The organism is Burkholderia lata, assembly GCF_902499335.1.
GTDB lineage: Bacteria > Pseudomonadota > Gammaproteobacteria > Burkholderiales > Burkholderiaceae > Burkholderia > Burkholderia lata_B.
The window spans coordinates 442,197-461,294 of sequence record NZ_CABVQK010000006.1; the positions used below are offsets into that span (position 1 = coordinate 442,197).

16 protein-coding genes are annotated in these 19,098 nt (G+C 62.9%); 5 read left to right on the forward strand and 11 right to left on the reverse strand.

The genetic code is table 11. The features are described 5' to 3' along the window. Positions 1–7: 7 nt before the first annotated feature. From BCO18175_RS17680 to BCO18175_RS17715, 8 genes are all read right to left on the reverse strand, one after another. On the reverse strand, positions 8–1,390 hold the full coding sequence (locus BCO18175_RS17680; protein ID WP_174913860.1) for an amino acid permease: 1,383 nt from the start codon (positions 1,388–1,390) through the stop codon (positions 8–10). Positions 1,391–1,885: 495 nt separating this feature from the next. After that, positions 1,886–2,149: a PAAR domain-containing protein gene (locus tag BCO18175_RS17685; RefSeq protein WP_174982834.1), complete on the reverse strand. Its 264-nt coding sequence runs from the start codon at positions 2,147–2,149 to the stop codon at positions 1,886–1,888. A 16-nt stretch (positions 2,150–2,165) separates the two neighbouring features. Further along, positions 2,166–3,383 (reverse strand): T6SS immunity protein Tli4 family protein, encoded by a 1,218-nt coding sequence (locus BCO18175_RS17690; RefSeq protein ID WP_174982836.1) that lies wholly within the window; start codon positions 3,381–3,383, stop codon positions 2,166–2,168. A gap of 68 nt (positions 3,384–3,451) precedes the next feature. After that, the gene (locus tag BCO18175_RS17695; RefSeq protein WP_174982838.1) at positions 3,452–5,422 is read right to left on the reverse strand and encodes an esterase/lipase family protein; all 1,971 of its coding nucleotides are present in this window, start codon (positions 5,420–5,422) and stop codon (positions 3,452–3,454) included. Then, entirely contained in the window at positions 5,419–8,079 is a 2,661-nt protein-coding gene (locus BCO18175_RS17700) for a type VI secretion system Vgr family protein (RefSeq protein WP_174982840.1), read from the reverse strand. The genes BCO18175_RS17695 and BCO18175_RS17700 overlap by 4 nt, the downstream gene beginning before the upstream one ends. Before the next feature lie 601 nt (positions 8,080–8,680). Next, positions 8,681–9,706 carry a DedA family protein/thiosulfate sulfurtransferase GlpE gene (locus BCO18175_RS17705; RefSeq protein ID WP_174913857.1) on the reverse strand — a complete coding sequence of 342 codons (1,026 nt, stop codon included), beginning with the start codon at positions 9,704–9,706 and terminating at the stop codon, positions 8,681–8,683. Between the two features lie 185 nt (positions 9,707–9,891). After that, entirely contained in the window at positions 9,892–10,398 is a 507-nt protein-coding gene (locus BCO18175_RS17710) for a cupin domain-containing protein (protein WP_174982842.1), read from the reverse strand. Between the two features lie 361 nt (positions 10,399–10,759). Further along, entirely contained in the window at positions 10,760–11,230 is a 471-nt protein-coding gene (locus tag BCO18175_RS17715; RefSeq protein WP_174982844.1) for a universal stress protein, read from the reverse strand. Between the two features lie 323 nt (positions 11,231–11,553). Between BCO18175_RS17715 and BCO18175_RS17720 the strand changes: the two genes are divergently transcribed. Beyond that, positions 11,554–13,665, forward strand: a complete 2,112-nt coding sequence (locus tag BCO18175_RS17720) for a PAS domain S-box protein (RefSeq protein ID WP_174982846.1) — start codon at positions 11,554–11,556, stop codon at positions 13,663–13,665. Beyond that, complete coding sequence (locus BCO18175_RS17725; RefSeq protein ID WP_006483707.1) at positions 13,662–14,309, forward strand: response regulator; 648 nt, start codon at positions 13,662–13,664, stop codon at positions 14,307–14,309. The genes BCO18175_RS17720 and BCO18175_RS17725 overlap by 4 nt, the downstream gene beginning before the upstream one ends. 75 nt (positions 14,310–14,384) lie before the next feature. On the opposite strand, the gene BCO18175_RS17730 is transcribed toward BCO18175_RS17725, so the two are convergent. After that, positions 14,385–14,789, reverse strand: coding sequence for a lysozyme inhibitor LprI family protein (locus tag BCO18175_RS17730; protein WP_174982848.1), 405 nt, complete (start codon positions 14,787–14,789; stop codon positions 14,385–14,387). 346 nt (positions 14,790–15,135) lie between these two features. On the opposite strand from BCO18175_RS17730, the gene BCO18175_RS17735 reads away from it, so the two are divergent. From BCO18175_RS17735 to BCO18175_RS17745, 3 genes are read left to right on the forward strand one after another with little or no spacing between them, the layout of a single operon-like run. Then, positions 15,136–15,738: a DUF1326 domain-containing protein gene (locus BCO18175_RS17735; protein ID WP_174982850.1), complete on the forward strand. Its 603-nt coding sequence runs from the start codon at positions 15,136–15,138 to the stop codon at positions 15,736–15,738. A gap of 23 nt (positions 15,739–15,761) precedes the next feature. Continuing rightward, positions 15,762–16,550: a DUF2182 domain-containing protein gene (locus BCO18175_RS17740; protein ID WP_174982852.1), complete on the forward strand. Its 789-nt coding sequence runs from the start codon at positions 15,762–15,764 to the stop codon at positions 16,548–16,550. 7 nt (positions 16,551–16,557) lie between these two features. Then, positions 16,558–17,451 (forward strand): DMT family transporter, encoded by an 894-nt coding sequence (locus tag BCO18175_RS17745; RefSeq protein ID WP_174982854.1) that lies wholly within the window; start codon positions 16,558–16,560, stop codon positions 17,449–17,451. Positions 17,452–17,586: 135 nt separating this feature from the next. Here BCO18175_RS17745 and BCO18175_RS17750 read toward each other — a convergent pair whose 3' ends face one another. Together BCO18175_RS17750 and BCO18175_RS17755 are read right to left on the reverse strand one after the other, a co-directional pair. Beyond that, on the reverse strand, positions 17,587–17,916 hold the full coding sequence (locus tag BCO18175_RS17750) for a DUF4148 domain-containing protein (RefSeq protein WP_174913832.1): 330 nt from the start codon (positions 17,914–17,916) through the stop codon (positions 17,587–17,589). Between the two features lie 223 nt (positions 17,917–18,139). Continuing rightward, on the reverse strand, positions 18,140–19,021 hold the full coding sequence (locus tag BCO18175_RS17755) for a PilZ domain-containing protein (RefSeq protein ID WP_174982950.1): 882 nt from the start codon (positions 19,019–19,021) through the stop codon (positions 18,140–18,142). Between the last annotated feature and the right edge of the window lie 77 nt (positions 19,022–19,098).

Sequence of the window (19,098 nt, forward strand, 5' to 3'; positions counted from 1 at the left end):
GTGCTGCTTACGACTTCGTCGGCACCGATGCCGCCGGACGGTTCGCGTAGAACAGCGCATACGAAATGCCGAGCAGCACGATCCATACCGGGCCGATCACGAGCGCGACGCGCGTATCGGGCGTGAACGCCATCAGCACGACGACCAGCACGAGAAACCCGAGCGCGACGAACGAACCGAGCGGATAGAACGGCACGCGGATCGGCAGGCGCGCGATCCTGTCGGCCGACAGCGTGCGGCGAAAGCGCATCTGCGCGATCAGGATCACGCACCACGTCCAGATCGCACCGAACGTCGACACCGACGTGAGCCACGTGAACACGTGCTGCGGCGCCAGATAGTTGAGCAGCACGCCGATCAGCAGCAGCGCGACCGACACGATCACGCCGTACACCGGCACGCCGTTGCGGTTGACCTTGCCGAGCTTGCTCGGCGCCTGGCCCTGCTGCGCGAGGTTGTAGAGCATCCGCGCGGTGCTGAACAGGCCGCTGTTGCACGACGACAGCGCCGCGGTCAGCACGACGAAGTTGATGATGCCGGCGGCGGCCGGGATGCCGAGCCGCGAGAACGTCATCACGAACGGGCTGCCCTGCGTGCCGATCTGGTCCCACGGATAGAGCGACATGATCACGAACAGCGCGCCGATGTAGAAAATCAGCACGCGCCAGAACACCGAGTTCACGGCCTTCGTCAGCGACTTCTCCGGGTTGCGCGCCTCGCCGGCGGTGAGGCCGAGCATCTCGACGCCGAGATACGCGAACATCACGATCGGCAACGCGGCGATCACGCCGTTGATGCCGTTCGGCATGAAACCGCCGTGCGCCCACAGGTTCGACAGGCCGATCGCGACACCGCCGTTGCCGATGCCGAACGCGATCATCAACCCGCCGCCGATGATCATCAGCACGATCGTGACGATCTTGATCAGCGCGAACCAGAACTCGAATTCACCGTACAGCTTGACCGCGATGAAGTTCACCGAACCCATCGCAAGGAGCGCCGCGAGTGCCCAGATCCAGTTCGGCACGCCGGGGAACCACATGTGCATGTAGACGCCGACCGCCGTGATTTCCGCCATGCAGGTGACGATCCACACGAACCAGTAGGTCCAGCCGGTCAGGTAGCCGGCCAGCGGGCCGAGGTAATCGCGTGCGTAGCGGCTGAACGCGCCGGCAACCGGATTGGCGATCGCCATCTCGCCGAGTGCGCGCATGATCAGGAAAATCGCGATGCCGCCGAGCAGGTAGGTCAGCAGGATGGCCGGGCCGGCGACGCGGATCGCGGTGGCCGAGCCGAGGAACAGGCCGACGCCGATCGTCGCGCCAAGCGCCATCAGGTTGATGTGCCGCTCTTCCAGCCCGCGATGCAACTGGTCTTCTGGTTGTTTCAAGTCCGTCTCCTGGCAGCCGCGAACGGGCCGCCGTCATTGTCGATGCAATGCGCGACCGTTCATGCCGATCACGGCATGCCGAAAACGAAATAATCTCCGCCGTCGTTTTCTAAATAAGAAACGACACGGATACTGCGTCAATCCGATTGGAATCGCCGCGGATTATCCGTATTTTCCGGAACAATCCGGAAAACGGATCGGGCCTTTCACGGAATACGCCCGTGCGGCCCGTGTGACGCGGCTGTGTGCGTGACGGACGACGACGGGATCAATCGCTTTCGGCGCGAACGAACACGCGTCGAATGTGCGCGATCAGGCGCACGCAATATGCAGGCGGGATTATATGGAGGATCAGCGGTTTCACGCCAGACGATTTTCGTAAAATCGCGGGGCGTGAAACCGGTAGTGGAATTCGGATGGGCGTGGTAGCGCGTACGTCATATACTCCCTCTGCGTGACCCGGATTCGGGACACTCGCAGCGGCGCTATTAAAAGTTAAGCAGTTCCGAATCCCGACATGCTGGAAACGAGTGTCGCACCACACGTCGTCTTGTGTCCGTCGAGCGCAACCGGGCGACCTTCGACGACAAAATTCGGGTCCCCCTCTGCAATCATGCACACTTGATGCCCCTGGACCGGACATGTACAAGGATCGCCTTTGCGCGCAACCGCAACCCCGTCAACTTGGAAGTTCGACGCACCGCCTACAACTTGCCCGCCGTGATCGGTCGCATCACCTATTCGAATAACGTTACGCATCGGTCAACATTCCTTATCACACCGTCGGGGTGTTGTCGGCACCGTCCGCCGCATCGGGCGGTGCAACATCGTGGACCGCAACTAGCGTCCACGTAGTAGGGACGCTGTGTTTCGACTCTCGACCGAACACTCGATCCAGAACGCCCGGCTGAGTCAATACATCAACCGAGGGCATGACCGCGCCGAGTTCGATGTACTGCCGACTACCACCGACGACGGAAAGCCCGTTCGCTTCCGGACATGTCCACCACCCGCTGCGCGGACAAGCCTCCCCAGTCCGCACGATGCTATTAAGCGGAACGGGCGGAGTACTGGCGTCGCCTACCTGCGCCCCTCCGGGTGCCTGGCGCAGGCGTACAGAGTTCACGATCGATTCGAACAGCTTGGTTGCTTGCTCTTCGGTCAAGCCGGGTCGCTGATCGTCGCGCGTCGTCAGTTCAACCGAAAGTGTAGGCTTCAAGGGCTGCAAGTGCTCCCCCAGTGCTTCCCAATGAAACTGATAGGCGCGGAAACCAGCATCGGTTGGCAGCGACCACAAACCCTCCTCACCCTTGCGCCCGTTCACGTCATGCTCGCCACGCTGTAATGTGCGAATGCCCGAAACGAGCGATTGAAGTGGACCTGGCACGACTCCACTATCGACCCGTTGCAGCAGCGACTTCGCATCCGGCTTCGCCGTTATCGTCGTTACATGTATGAGCAAACCCGGCACGCTTGGCAGCTTGAACGTGATCGATGCAATTTCGTGCTGCGGCGTTTTCCCATCATCAGCAAAGAATCCATCTTTGAGGCAAAAACCTGCCTGCGCCGGAATTTCATTTGAGGTACGCGCGCGAAGACTTGGCAAGAATCTACTCTGCAGCTTTTCAGTCAATGCTGCATATTTGGCTGGATCAAATCCATCAGCATCAATAAAAAACGTTCGACCATTTATCCACTTGTACGCCTCAAATCCCTCTATCCTTCTCCCGTAGAGGGTCGTAGACTTAAGAAATATCATCCCATTGTCATGCAAATCAATTGCACGATCAAATGCGAGTTCATTTTTCCCCTCTTGATTCTTTAAACCAAACTCCCGCTCCTTCATTCTATTTTTGAATGCAGTTGCATTTGGGTACTTTGTATTCGTTTGGACGGGGCCAAACATATATTCGCCCATCTGTGCATATGGTTCCATGTTTGCCGGAACATCGACAAGGTATCGACCAACACAGTATGTCTTCGATTCATTCATGCTCGGTTCGCCAGCCACACAAGTTACAGAAAAAAAAGCGAGAATAAATATTACTAGTCGTTGCACCTTCATGCGCTTCCCTGTGTAGTTCCGCCAGATTGGTGGACTGGCGGCGCGAGTTGTACGATCTTCGCGATACACCATAGCACACACTCGCGCACCGGATCATTGTTGTATGACATTTGATGGTCAAATCCAGTCATACGGAAGGTAACAGGTTTCGACCCACCCTCCGTGATCATATTTCCGGAATCAAACGGCACCGTTCCGTCCCCGGAAAACTCTATATCGCCCACCTGCCCTTCTTTAGGTGGTGGCGGCGCATTCTCTAATTTAAATGTCGCCTTTTGTCTATCGACCCTCAAGACTGATTTTCCGAATAAATCAAAATCATCCGTCTTCAATGAAGGCAATTTCCATTCAAAATCGGCGCCAACGTCGTCCTTCGTTGACCAGGTAATATTTCCAAACGACACCTGTTTTTTATCTGCACCGTAGTACGCGTAAGTGACAGGATGGCAGTACAACTGCAAGACGTCATGAAAATGCTCCGCCGCCCCGATTGCTTTACTATAGCGATTAATATCTTTCTTCCCGACGTCATTATCCAATTCGGCGGGATTTATTAACTTCTCATTCACCATTCCCCACCACACATCTCCTACTGTAGTGGAATATATTTCAGAGTACGGATTAGATAATGGCAGCGATGGCATTGCCTCGCTTTTCTTTCCATGTGCATGCCGAACGAATTTTAGCCACCCCGGCGAAAAGTGCTTTGTCGGCAATAGCTCAAGCGGGCCTGGGGAATTCCCCATCACACAAACAATATCGGCCGCACTCCACCCCATAATCTCCGCCACCAACGCACCTTCAACATTGAATGACCCGTTCACTTCAGTTCCTGCGCGAAAACGTCGATACACAACCGGAGCGCCACCGACAGGCTGCACGCCGTGAACGATACCCAGCACCGAATCCGGCCCGGCGGCACCTGCTGGAACGCTAGCCGAGGCGTCTGTAGTGCCCCCGGAGTCCCGCGGGTTCATTTGAGTTTCATTTGCGTCGTCCGATTGCTCCGGGCCTCCGACTCTCCCGCCATTACCGCCGCCACCACTCCCTGAAGTCGGGCTTGCACTACCGCTCAATTTTTGTGCCGCGCGGCGCGCAACGAGGCCACCCATCGAGTGAGTAACAATGATGACTTTGCCAGTAGAAATCCAATAGGAACCCTTTTTGTAATACTCAATGGCCTCGTTGATGCGAGCGATGAGTTGATCCGCAGACATATCATTCGATGCAAGCCAGTTGTAACCGCACGCCCACACTGGATAGTAGTACTGGGACAACCGTGAGAATTCATCCGACGCAAGTGGCTCGATCGTCACACCTTGCGGATTCCACTCTTTGAGAACATCGACCTTCTGATTCTTCACGATTCGCTCTAGTGTCTGTGCCACTTGCCAGACATCCTTCGGCTTTTGCCGATCGTTAGGCAGTTCCGGCTCGACGAACGGTTCGTTCAGAGCAAATTCAAGTTCGGCAAGAATCCCCCCATAGCTATCGAAATGGATTTCCCCCCATCCCCGCCGCTTTGCCTCATCGTTCGTCAACGAGAACAAATACCGCGGGATACTGACCTTCCCGCTCTTATCCACCTCGACACGCTCAGGTCCGATCTGCATCTGTCTTGCTGCGGGGCTTTGATGCAGTCGCCGGAACCACTCGCCTAGTCCCGCCATCTTGCCATTAGGTGGACGCCAAGCTGGTTCACCGGCCTTCGTCGCATTCTTGTTGCCGCACAGATTCGTTCCCATGATGCCGGGAACGAAGATGACCGGAACGACGTGACGCGGCGGAAGCCGACCCAGAGCGCATACCTTGAACGATTCAGGGCTTGTGACGCTACCGAAATGCGGGTTTCCGTTGACGTCAAACTGAAGTGGTACGCGACGGTACGCTTGCTTCACTTCACATTCCGAATTACCGTTTGTAGTTTCAGCATTAGCCATTTTTTGATCTTTCTTGTGTGCTTTCAATCAACCGGACGGAACGTAACCGGACGAATTTCACTATCGTTTACGGTCAGCGAATGCGTACCGTCGGCAGCAAGCTTTCCTTGGTCGCGAATGCCGCCAGTATCATCGGTCACGTTATGCGAAAGACCGACATGTGGCTTGCCATCAGGACCGACAATCTTGAACCGTTCGTCGGTCCTCATCGATGAGGTCGGCATGGGCGCTAGGTCGGTCGATCCTCCACCACCCGTGATCGCCTGAAAACTACTCGACTCGATCCGATGCTCGCTACTCGAGGACGAGACGATCTTCCCATTTTCAAGTTTGATGACCGCGCCGTTTGTGCGTAATTCAAGTTCCGGTGCCTCTAGAACCAACTTTTCCAACGAATAGATATGAAGGCGCTCAGACGTGCCGATCTCTCCCTTCCCCTGATGCGCCTGTATGGTCAGGTCACCCGACCCCACCATCAGTTTCATACCGGCCTTCGCGAACGCGGACAGCCCCTGAGCCGCGCGTAACAGAATGCGCCGCCCCGCGCTTATGTTTGCATCCTGTGCCGCTATTGATTCGACGTGCCCGCCCGCAGCCGAAACAACGTTCGCGGGGCTGGACATCGCAATACCGTCAGGCGCGGTAATGCCGATTGCTGCAGCTCCACCATCGTCCGACCAATCGCGAATCCCCTTCGTCAACTTCTCTTGCGGATCGGTATCGGTTTCATAAGCGTCGTGCGTCGCAGACAATTCTCCCAGCCGTTTTGCAATGGACAACGCGAGTTCCAATTGGCCAATCAGTTCCGCACGATCCAGCACGCGACCATTCGCGTTGTTGCGGCCATCAGTTGTAAGCAACATGCCGCGTGCTGCGCGGATGGTGCCCGCTAAATCGGTGCGCAGTTCGAAGCCTTCGCCGCGTTTCTCTGACGCTCCCTTATCGCGAGGGTGCCCAATCCAGCCTTGGTTGAGTTGAGTCTTGCCGTGTTCGGACGATAGCTTGGTTTTCGTCTGCCCGGTGGTGTCATCGAACTGCAGTTCTCCATACCCAAGGCCGCCAATTTCCTTTGAGCGAATACCGTATAACGGTGCGTTGTCAGGAAGATTGCCAGCACTGGCGAATTGCACGGGCGCATGGCGAGCATCGAACATATTGGCGACGACGATCGGCTTATCCGGGTCGTTCTGCATGAACAGAACGAGCACTTCAGACCCGACACGCGGCCAGAATGCGGTACCCGACTGTGCATCCGCCCACGGTTGCGCGACGCGCACGCGGGCCGAATCACGTAACGATCCGCTTGCGCCACTATCGGGATGGTCATCGCGTCGCGCAAACAAGAACTGCACGCATATGCGTCCTTGCTCGTCCACATCGACTTCACCGTTACCGACGACACGGGCGCTAATCGGTCCGACTGAAGGCACGCAAGATGCATTCCACGTCGGCACGATCTGCGTAGATGCCCTAACACATTCGAAGCGGTTCAGAATCGGTGCGTCGTCTTCGATTGAAAACGCACCTTTTGCTGGTGAGTTGAGAAGAAGACTATTCCGCGCGCGCGTCTCTATGTGCGTCAACACAAATCGGCGGTCTTCTGTCGAATGCCTGTCAATTTCAGGATGCCCCGACAGCGAAAACGTCGTGCCAGCCCCACCCACGAATGCACGAACGACGCTTTGTCCCGCAAAGTGCTTGGCTCCCTGTGTAAGCGCGAGCTGGCGCCGCTGCATGACCTGCTCATAGTGTCCGGAATTCTCCGCGACGTGTGGTGAGTCATACCAATACTGTGTGAGCGTTGCCGCAAGCGCCTTGCCGTGTTCGCCCTGATCTTGCGATGTCGCGGCGTCCAATTGCTCAACACCACCGGTCTGATAGTCGTGCGATGCAGCAACCACTCCTCCAGGGGCAAGTTCCCTATACGCTTCCCACGCGAAAATCGTGTCGTTCGGTTCCGTCGCATCCGCACGATTGAAACGGACAAGCCCGGCAGGGTTCGCCCGCCATGCGTCAGCGTTATCGACAAGGTGCAGAGTATGAATCGGCTCACCGTTCTCGATCGCATGCGTGAAGTACCAGCTAATACCTTCGCGACGCCACATGCGGGTCATGAATGCGAAGTCGCTTTCCTTCGCCTGCATCGTGAACCCACGGCTTGGATAAGCGCCCAGCGCGCTTGTATCGAGCCGAAACGCGGCACCGATGATTTGATTGCCAGTGGTGTGCTCTTGAATGATCGTGTGTGAAATATCCACGACGGACGCATCGCGGAAGACTCGCCACGTCACACGTCGATCAAGCAACGAAAGTGCGTCCGTGCAAACGAACTCGTACAGCACAAAGCCACCATCGGCAGCAAGTTGCCGCGCCTCGCAAACGATTGCACAAATAGTTCGCTCGGCACCCGCAATGTCGCCCACCTGAAACGCCACCGGCGCACCGATGAATGCTTTTAACGGCATCGACACATCGCTCGATAGCGCCTGCAGGGTGAACCTAAGCGGCTCGCAAACACCCTCGCTCGCAATGAGTTGATGCGGCAAGACTGCGTCATCCGGCAGGCCCATCGAATGCGTAAACGTCACTTGCAACAAGCGACGTGATTGCGTAAAGCCGGATAGCAGTCGCTCAAAGTTCGGGAACTGCGCCGAGACAGTACGGACAAGTTCGGTTGGATTCATTATTGTTGATACTCTCTCAGGTTACGGCGATCACTCCTGCCTTGCGATGCTATTGACTACCCCGTGGAACAGAAATGGAAATAACAGAAACATGCAGCACAGAAACGTGCTGCGCAGGGCCCGAACATGACGAAGTGCGACACAATAAACGCTAATGATTCGGCGTAGGCGTTGTAGTGATTCTTGCTGATTTGCGCGACAAATGAACAGCTGATGGCTCGATATCGGAACAGCGTTGTGGTCACACGGACAGACAGACGACGTAACCCGGATGCCATGGAAAGAAAATCGGCGGATCATCCGAAGCGCACATTACAATTTACTTTCTTTGTTGTCAATGGAGCGAATCGATTACTTTTAAAATTTAACAGTCCGCCACCCAATGAACCAGCTCTCCCTAATAAATTCGCTTGATTGAAAACTGATTTTACTTTCGCGAATGTGACGGCCCGCCATCGGAACTAGAGAAAACCGTTTTGCGAATACCCACACTGGTGAGCTGTTGTGTTACGGAAAAAATTTTTGGGGTGCATTGCGACCAAGCAGCGTCCGCGACTCCCTCATTTGGGAGAGTTCTCAACTGGCTAGGCTTTCTGGTGCCTTACTTCGACAACGTCGCACGCACCGTATATTCGCCTTCGAGCGCACCGTGTTCAGGACGCACGAAATAACGCGACGCATCGAGATCGGCCGGCATCGGCTCAACCGGATAGCCGTGCTTCTCCCATGCATCGAGGCCGCCTTTCAGCGCCCGGATGTTGTGGAGCATCTTCTTGCGCTGCATCTTCGCGATCAGGCGCTTCGCGGTGGCCTCGTTCGGGCACACGCAATAGACGACGATCGGCCGTTTCAGCATTTCCGGGTCGAGCAGATCCGGCGAATCGAGATCGACCGGCACCGCGCCGGCGATCCGGTACGGTTCGCGCTCGCGAATCGCTTTCGGCCGCGCGTCGAAGATCAGCGGCGGCTCGTCCGACGTCATCATCTCGACCAGTTGCGGCGGCGAGATGCGAACCTGTGCAAGGTAGCGGCGGAACTGCACGCGACGCACCCAGCGGTACAGCAGGAACGTGATGAAGATCGCGAGGAACGCATCGAGGATCGTGCCGCCGCTCGCGCGCACCCACAGCACGAACTGGACGATCTGGTCGTGAATGGCGGCACCGCCGATCAGCCAGAACGCGGCCCACAGCGACGCACCGGCCAGATCCCAGAACAGGAACACACCGACGCCGATCGCGGTCGTGCCGAGCAGCGGCGCCGACACGAGGCCGAGCCCCGGCAGGAACTTCGACAGCACGAGCAGCGGCGCGCCGTATCTTTCGAATACGTTACGCGCGAAACGCAGCGTCGTGTCGAGCGACAGCGAGAAGCGCACGAGGCCGTTCAGCAGGCGCCGGCCGCGCGTGCGGCCCATGAAGAACCACAGCGAATCGGCCAGCATCGTCGCGCCGATCGCCGCCGCGAACATGCTGACCCAGGACGCCTGCCCCATTGCCGCCATCGTGCCGCCGAGAATCAGCATCGGCACGGCCGGCACCGGCACGCCGAGCTGCGTGATCAACACGCTCGCGAACACGGCCCATGGGCCGAGCGACGATGGAATAGCGATGGGAAAGTGCCACACGGCGGCGCTCCTGGAAGACATGCGGCCGCGCGACGGGGGCTGTCGGTACGGCTGGGCAACGGCCGCCGCGGCACGTCCGCAGCCGACCTGATGCATCACGGCATTCTAAACGGGTTTGGCCGCGCTCGCGCGGAACACGCGCCATCGGCGCGGGCTTCGCGTCAAGGGTTGCACCGCCGTGACAGTCACATGTCCGTGCGCTGCGCGAGCTTGGCGACGTGTTCCGCGTAGTCGGGAAACGTGGCGGCCAGCTCGGCCGCGTCGGCCAGTTCGAATTCCGCGAACTCGAAGCCCGGCGCCACCGTGCAGCCGACGAGCGCGACGTGCTCCGGCGCCGCGCAGCGCGCGCCGAACCAGCTCCCGGCCCGCACGACCGACTGGAACACGGTACCCGGATGCGTGAGCGGGTTGCCGAGCCGGTGGATCGTCAACCCGTCGCGCGCGTCGAGTACCCACACCTCGATCGGGTCGCCCGCGTAGAAATGCCAGACCTCGTCGGAACGGATCCGGTGCCACGACGAATACGCGCCGTCACACAACAGGTAGTAGATCGCCGTCGACGCGGCGCGTGGCGCGCCGTCGGCCGGACGCACGACCGAATCGGTCGCACGGTAGGTTTCGCGGAAATAGCCGCCTTCGGGATGCGGCTGAAGATCGAACTGGCGAATCAGGTCGGTAGCGGAAATCGGCATGGCGGATGACATCGGTAAGGTCAGGAACCGGACACCCGGCGCACGGCCTCGCTTCGCTCATCGCGAACGCGACCGCATGCCGCCGGATGCTGCTGCGTCGATCGCCGCGGCCATGCGCGCGGCGAACAAGCGGACACCGGTCGATGCTGCCAGAACTGCGTGTCGGGATGCAACCGCGGCACGCGATTACGCCCACGGGGTGCATCAGGCCTGCCGCCCTCGCCCGGCCGATGTGACAGAAGCGACAGCCGCACTCACACAACGTGCGTCGTGCGTTTTCGTTTCATCAGCCTTCATCCGGCGAATGCACGAGACAGTCGCCGCCCGCGCCCGCCCTTGCGTCAGTGCCACGCCGCTTGCTTCACGCAGACGCCGGTGCACCAGGCTCGCTGTGCCGCACCAGCAGCACGGGCCGGTCGGCCGCGCGCAGCAGCGATTCGGCGACGCTGCCGAGCAGCAGCCGACGCAGGCCGTGGCGCCCGCTCGTGCCCATCACGATCAGGTCGGCGTCGGCTTCGGCCGCCGTGCGCATCAGCACGGTGGCGACATCCTCGCCATATGCGTCGAGCGCGCGCACGGTGCCTCGCACATGCTCCTGCGCAAGCACCGCCTTGGCATCGTCGAGCACCGGCGTCACGGCATCGGCCGCGGCCGCATCGCCATCGCGCGCGGCCGCGAAGCCCGCATCGACGTCGACGAGCTGCGGCCGGTGCTCGACGACATACGCGCAGGTGACTTCACCGCCGGACGCCGCCGCGATCCGGATCGCCTCGCTCAGCGCGAGACGCGCGCTCGGGCTGCCGTCGAGCCCGACGAAAATCCGCTTGTACATGGTCCGTCCCTCCGACCGGGCACGCATCGCGCGTCGCGCGACGACGGCCCGTTATCGCCACCCGGCCCGATGCCGGGTGGCCTGCCGAACAGTCTGCCCCACGTGCCGACGCGCCCGTTGATGCGCGTCAAGTGCGGCCGGCGCACCCGCTGCTTCACGCCGGTTGCCGCAATTTCTAGTGACCCCATTACAAAAACCGTGTAAATCGCGCACAATTTCATCTTGAAAATAGACGTTGCATGCAGCCGGTGCGAGTTTTGCCCGGTTTTGCTGCGCTGCTCCGGGTGCCACGGAGTGGCCCCCGACAACAGAATGGCCATTGAATGACCGCCAGTGGAACCCCGCCGCGTGACGCCCGAGGGCCCACGCGCTTCCAGACCATGTTACGCCAGCCGCTCGCGGCCGGCGTCGTTGCGCTGTGCGCCGGCGCCGTGCTGTCGCTCGGCGTCGCGCTGCTTGTGCGCGAGCAGTGGCAAGGCGCCGTCCATACGCGTTTCGAACGCCGCACGTCGCACGTGACCGCGATGCTCCGCCACGAGCTGCAATCCAGCGTGGCCGTGCTCGAAGGCGCGCGCGGCGCGTTCAGTCTCGTCCCGGGCATGACGCCCGAGCAGTGGCGCCGCTATGCGGATACGCTCGATCTCGACAGTGGCCGATCGCCGGTCCGCCAGCTCGGCTATGTGCCGCTGACGCCCGCGACGCGCACCGCCCTCGCCGGCGCGAAACCGCTGCCGGCCGGCACGCTCGCGACCGCGGCGCTCAGCGCACCGGCGTCGAATTCGCCGGTCGTGCGCTTCGGCGCGTCCGACGCGGCGCCGCTCTCGCGCGCGCTGCAGACCGGCGACATCGCGCTCGGCGTCCACCCGGCCGACGACGACACGTCCCGCGACGCACGCACCCTGACGCTGTTCCTGCCGGTGACGGCATCGCCGCATGCGGCCGCCACGCCGTCCGGCACGCGCGAAGCCGGTGCCGACGGGGTGCTGTTCGCGGCGGTGAGCCCGCGGCGCCTGATCGAGCGCGCGCTCGACGCGGAACGCGGGATCGACGTGTGGATGACCGCCGGCGGCGATCGGCGCGCGATCGTCAGCGTCGAAACGACGACCGACGAGGCCTCGGCATCGCCCGACCTGATGCGGCGCACCGACGAGCTGAGTTTCGGCGGCACCGTGCTGACGCTCGCCTATTCCGCGGACGGCCGCCCGAGCGCGACCGGCGCGCAACGCGCGGCCGGCACCGTGCTCGCCGCGGGGCTGATCGCGTCGATCGCGTTCGCGGTGCTGATTCATGCGCTGCTGCGCGGCCGCGCCGGCGCCGCCGATTCCGGCGCGAGCAGCCGCGGCATCCTCAACGAGGCGCGGATGATGGGCATCATCCGTTCGTCGATGGAAGCGATCATCACGATCGACGAAAAGCAGACGGTCGTGATCTTCAATCCGATGGCCGAGCAGGTGTTCGGCGTGTCCGCGATGGAGGCGATCGGCGCGCCGCTGTCGCGCTTCATCCCCGAGCGGTTCCGCGCGGCGCACGCGAAGCACGTCGACCAGTTCGGCGTGACGGGCGTGTCCGAGCGGCAGATGGGCCGCCAGCGGGTGCTGTTCGGGCTGCGTGCCAACGGCGACGAGTTCCCGATCGAGGCCTCGATCTCGCAGATCCGCGACGCGTCGGGCAAGCTGTATACGGTGATGCTGCGCGACATCACCGAGCGGCTGCGTGCCGAGAACGCACTGAAGCAATCGCGTGAAGAATTGCGCGAACTGTCGGCGAACCTGCAGAACGTGCGCGAAGAGGAAAAGACCCGCATTGCGCGCGAACTGCACGACGACCTCGGCCAGCAGCTCACCGCGCTGAAGATGGATCTGTCGGTGGTCGAGCAGCAACTGCGCGTGCCTGGCCGCACACAACCCGACGAGGACGTGCAGTCGCACCTGCAGGGCATGCGGCGGCTGATCGACGCGACGGTCGCGTCGGTGCGGCGCATCGCAGCCGACCTGCGGCCCGTGATGCTCGACGATCTCGGCCTCGTGCCGGCGATCGAATGGCTCGCGAACGATTTCACGAACCGCTACGGAATCGATGTCGAGCGGCACATCGAAACCGGCGGCCTCACGTTCACCAGCGCGGGCGCGACCACGTTGTTCCGGATCGTCCAGGAAGCACTGACGAATGTCGCGCGCCACGCGGATGCCACGCGCGTCGCGCTGCAGCTCGACGTCGAGGACGGCTTCTGCGTGCTGCGCGTCGCGGACAACGGCCGCGGCTCGACACCCGGCGGCCCGGCCCACGAAGACAAATCGTTCGGCCTGATCGGCATTCGCGAACGCGCCCACATGCTGGGCGGCACCGTGACGATCGACACCGCGCTCGCGCGCGGCTTCTCGATCACCGTCGCATTCCCGCTCAGTACCGTCCAACAGGAAACGCTCATCACATGATCAAGGTGCTCATCGCCGACGACCATACGCTCGTACGCGACGGTCTGCGGCACATCCTCCAGAACGCCACCGGATTCGAGGTGGCCGGCGAAGCCTGCGACGGCCCGTCGACGATCGCGCTCGTGCGCGCCACGCCCGCGCAGGTGCTCGTGCTCGACCTGTCGATGCCGGGCCGCAACGGCGTCGAGCTGATCAAGCAGATCAAGGACGAGAAGCCCGCGCTGCGCGTCCTCGTGCTGACCATGCACGCGGAGCAGCAATACGCGGTGCGCGCGTTCCGCGCCGGCGCGTCGGGTTATCTGACGAAGGAAAGCGCGAGCGCCGAGCTCGTCGGCGCGGTCACGAAGGTAGCGTCGGGCGGCGTCTACGTGAGCCTCGCGATGGCCGAGCAGTTCGCGCAGAGCCTGAACGAACCGGCGGAGACGCTACCGCACCAGCGGCTGTCCGACCGCGAATTCGACGTGTTCCGGCGGATCGCCGCCGGCCAGACGCTGACCGAGATCGCCAACGCGCTGTGCGTGAGCGCGAAGACGGTCAGCACGTACAAGACGCGGATCCTGGAAAAGATGCAGATGCCGCACGAAGCGGCGCTGGTGCGTTACGCGATGCGGCACAAGCTGCTCGACGAAACGGACGACGTGTAACGGACGACGTCCAGCCGCGGATGGCGTGTGCCGCCCGGCCGCCCCGAACGCGTTAGCCCGGGCGGCGCACCACGCTTACCTGGCCGGCACCGGGCACGCGAGATCGCCTTCCTCGCAGGCCAGATAGCCCTTCAGCGTCTCGGTACGCGCTTTCGTCAGATCGTCGAGGCAGGTCGACACGACCATCGGATACGCGCTGCCGCCCTCGGCGTTTGCGCTGGAGAAGCTGCATTCGGCATCGCGATACGCGATCCACGCACGCTGCGCATTCACGAGTTTGTCGGCGAGCGGCCGCGCATCGCGCAGGCGCGCGGTGACGGCCTGGTAGGTCCGGTTCAGTTCCCCGTCGGATTTCTTGTACGCGCGATCGGCACATGCCGTCATCGCCGCCTGATCCGTCGCGTCGGCACAATTCGCCTGCGCATGGGCGACGTTCGCCACCAGCGCCAGCGAGCACAGCAGACCGGTCAAGACACGCATGGATGCTCCTTGTTGTTCGTTGAAGTCGTGGAACCCGGTGCCGGGCTTGCCGCGCTGTCGCGCATCGGCCGCCGTCGCGCGGCGACACCGATCGCGATGCTAGCGCACGCGCGCCGGCTTGTCAGCCGGTGTCGCAGCATGCGGCGGCTTGCATATCGGCCCTCCCCACCTACACTTGAAAATCGATACGCCGCTTCAGGCCCGCGCTATCGCATCCATCCCGTCTCCGCTTCCGCGCATTCCTCAGCGCATTTCGCGTTCGCATCGCCGAGCGGGGTGACGATTCGTCAGTCAGCTTCCTCCCCCCAGCCCAACGTGCATTCGCCGTCGCCCCCTGGAGGGAATCATGAGCTATCACCTTGAAGGCCGTCTGCTCGAGGTCTGTAACTGTCGCGTACTTTGCCCGTGCTGGATCGGCGAGGATCCGGATTTCGGCGTCTGCGACACCATCGTCGCCTGGCATGTCGACAAGGGCACCGTCGACGGCGTCGACGTGGGCGGCAACACGATCGCCGCGGTGTGCCGCGTGCCGGGCAACATCCTGCAAGGTAACTGGACGGCTGCGATCTACGTCAGCGACACGGCGTCCGAAGCGCAGGAGCAGGCGCTGCTCAAGGTTTACACGGGCCAGGCGGGCGGCCCGATCGCCGAACTCGCGAAACTGATCGGCACGGTCGTGTCGATCGAACGCGCGCCCATCACCTTCAATGTCCAAGGGGCACGCGGCACGCTGTCGATCGGCACCGACTACCACGCGGAACTCGAACCGTACCTCGGCCCGAGCGGCGCACAGACGACGCTGACCGACACCGTGTTCTCGACGGTGCCCGGCGCACCGGTGTTCGTCGGCAAGGCGCCCGTCTACCGGTCGAAGAATGCGGCGATCGGCATCGACGTCGATCTGAAGAATCACAACGCGCTGCAGAGCACGTTCCTGTTCGACGCGTGAAGCGCGATCGCACGCCGACGGTCATGGCTGCGTCGCTGCATCGGCGCCTGTTTCCGCTCGTGCTCGCGAGTCTCGTCGCGTTCGCGTGGCTCACTCTGTGGGCGTGGACGCGCAGTCCGTACGGGCGCTACCTCGACCACGGCGACAGCGGGTTGCCCGAACCGTTCAGTGCGCTTTGCCGCGCGCTGCCGGGCGGCACGCTGTGGCTGCCGGCAGCGTTCGACGCGGCCGGCTGGACGCTGATGATCCTTGCCATGATGTTGCCGACGACGCTGTCGTTGTTCGATGCGTTCGCCCGCGTCGTCGCGAGCCGCCCGGACCAGACGCGCCTGCTCGCGCTCGTCGGCATCGGCTACGTCGCCACGTGGAGCGGCTTCGGCCTCGTCGCGCATGGCCTGCACGGGCTGCTGCTGACGGGTGTCGCGCATGTACCGGCGCTCGCGTGGCGCGGCTGGCTGATCGGCGCGGCCGTATTCGCGCTCGCCGGCGCGTTCCAGTTCAGCGGACTGAAGACGCACTGTCTCGACCGTTGCCGCACGCCCTTCAGTTTCGTGATCAGCCGCTGGCGCGGCCGCACGCCGATGCGTCACGCGTTTGCGCTGGGCGTGAGCCACGGGCTCTTCTGTGTCGGCTGCTGCTGGGCGCTGATGCTGCTGATGTTCGTCGTCGGCGCCGGCAGTCTCGGCTGGATGCTGTTGCTCGCCGCGTTGATGGCCCTCGAGAAGAATGCGTCGTGGGGGCAGGCGCTCACCGCGCCGCTCGGCGTCGCGTTGTTCGGCGCGGCCGTGCTGATCGTCGCCAGCCACGCGTGAGGCCCCGATGCGACCGCCCGCCCCCGCCTTCGCGCTGCACGTCCGGCCGGGCGTGCGCGTCGTCGCGCTGACGTCGATCGCGATGCTCGCGTTCGCGTCGAATTCGCTGCTGTGCCGACTCGCGCTGCAGGCCGGACGGATCGACGCGGCCAGCTTCGGCAGCCTGCGCCTCGTATCCGGTGCGCTGATACTCGCGGTCGTCGCGCGTGCGGGTGCGCGACGGCCCGCCCCGCCTGCCGACTGGCCGGCTGCGGCGATGCTGTTCGTGTACGTCTCGTGTTTTTCGTTTGCGTATCTGACCGTCAGCGCGGCCACCGGCGCGCTGATCCTGTTTGGCGCGGTGCAACTGACGATGTTCGCGGCGGGATGGCACGCGGGCGAACGGTTTGCCGCGACCGGCTGGGCCGGGTTCGGGGCAGCGCTCGGCGGGCTGGTCTATCTCGTGTCGCCCGGGCTCGCCGCGCCGACGCCGCGCGGCGCAGCGCTGATGACGGCTGCCGGCATTGCATGGGGAATCTATTCGATACGGGGCCGCCGGCCCGTCGATCCGGTCGCGGCAACCGCCGGCAATTTCCTGCGTGCCGCGCCGCTGGCGCTCGCGCTGAGCGTCGCGCTCGCCACCCGCTTCCACGTCACGCCGGCCGGCGCCGCGCTCGCCGCGCTTTCCGGCGCGCTGACGTCGGGCCTCGGGTACGTGGTCTGGTATGCCGCGCTGCGCCACCTCACGGCGATGCGCGCCGCGGCGGTTCAGCTCTCCGTCCCGCCGATCGCTGCGGCTGGCGCCGTGCTGTTCCTGTCGGAACAGCCGACATGGCGGCTCGCGCTCGCATCGGCCGCGATCCTCGGCGGGGTCGCGGCCGTGCTCGCGACGCGGGCTCGGCAGGCGGGCAACAAAAGGTGATGCGCATCGGACGCAGCGCATTCGCGTGGCCCCCGCCCATTCAGAGGCCGCCAAAATGCAAAACCCGCACACGGATACCGTGTACGGGTTTCAGAACAGACGGCAAACCGGGCGCCCTTGCGGGCGCTGCCTGGCTTAGTGGCCGAAGAACACCGACGAACGGTCGGTTGCGGCCGGCGCGACCACGTGCTGACCCGACTGCGACGTCGCGGCAGCGTTCGCACCGTAGCCCGTTGCATCAGCTTGCGCGCCGGTGTTCTGCGCGGCGGCGATCTTGGCCTGCGCGGCCTGGATGTTTTCCGGGTAGTTCATCCAGTCGTTCGGGTTGTAGCCGGCCTTTTCGAGCTGGACCAGCTCGGCGCGCACTTGCGCGCGCGTCAGCGGCTGCTGGTTCGATTGGGCGAACGAGACGACCGGTGCGGCCACCAGGGCGGCCAGTGCAACTGCCTTGATCAGCGATTTCATGGTGCGTTACCTCCAGAATTGTTTTGTCAGGCGCTTCGGACTCGGGGTCGTTGCGCATGAGTAGAAGTCTAGGAGGCCACGCTATCAGGGTAAATACTTAAATCGCGAATTCACTGTTGACGGAAAACATACAATCGCCGTGGAATCCATTAAATCATCAGATGATTGTAGGCATTCACGCACTGAATACCGCGACGCGGCACCCGGTGCGCCTGTCCACGGCTCAGCGCCGCCGGCCGTTATCCGATGACGCCATCAGCCGGTCGAACAGCAGCGCCTTGAGGCGGATCAGGTCGTCCGCGCCGGTCTCGCCGAACGCCGCGTGATGAAGCGTCAGCGCGGGCGCCACCGGATCGGCATGGACGGCCCGCACCGTACCGTCGAGCGCCAGCAGCTCGACCCGGTCGCCCGTCGTGTACGGAAGCTGCACGCGCAACGGTTCGCCGATTGCGGCAATCGGCCGGTCGACGGCAATCGACAGCCCGCTCACGCTGATGTCGTGCACCATCCCGATGCCTTCCGCGCCCTCCGCTCCGCCCGCGCAGCAGGCGGCGATCCGCACCGGCACGCGCGGCTCCGCGCGTGTGCGCAGCCGGTCGACGAAGCCGGGCGGCGACAGCACCAGGAACCGCGCGGCACCCGCTGCCTGCACCGACTCGACCGTCGCGCCGAAACGCGACACCGCGGCTCGGCCGATCGCGACTGCCTCGATGTCGTCGCCGCGCGCGAAGTCGAACGCGGCCGCCGGCTGCGGCTCGACGAACAGCGCGCCCGATGCGGCGATGCCAATCAGGCGGTAGCGCTGCAGCCCGCGGGTCGTGCCGACCCGGCGACGGATGCCGATCGAGGCGCCCGCCGACAACCCCATCCGCGGCGCGTGAGGCACCGCGTCAGGCACGCGAGGCTCCGCTTCGGCTTCGGCGTCGTCGCGCCGGCGTACCGGCCGGAAATGGTCGAACAGGAAGGCATGCTGCGCGGCATCGCGCAGCGTCGTGCCCGCCGGCAGCAGCGCGGCGCCGTCGGCATCGTAGAGATCGAAGCCGAACGGGACGCCGGCGGCAAGATCGTCGCGCGCGAGCGGGACGTAGTCGGTAGATAGCCTCATCGGAAGGCGCGGAGCGACCGCGCGAGCTGTCATGACAACATGATTACGGCAGCTTCGCGCGAAATCTGAACGGCTCC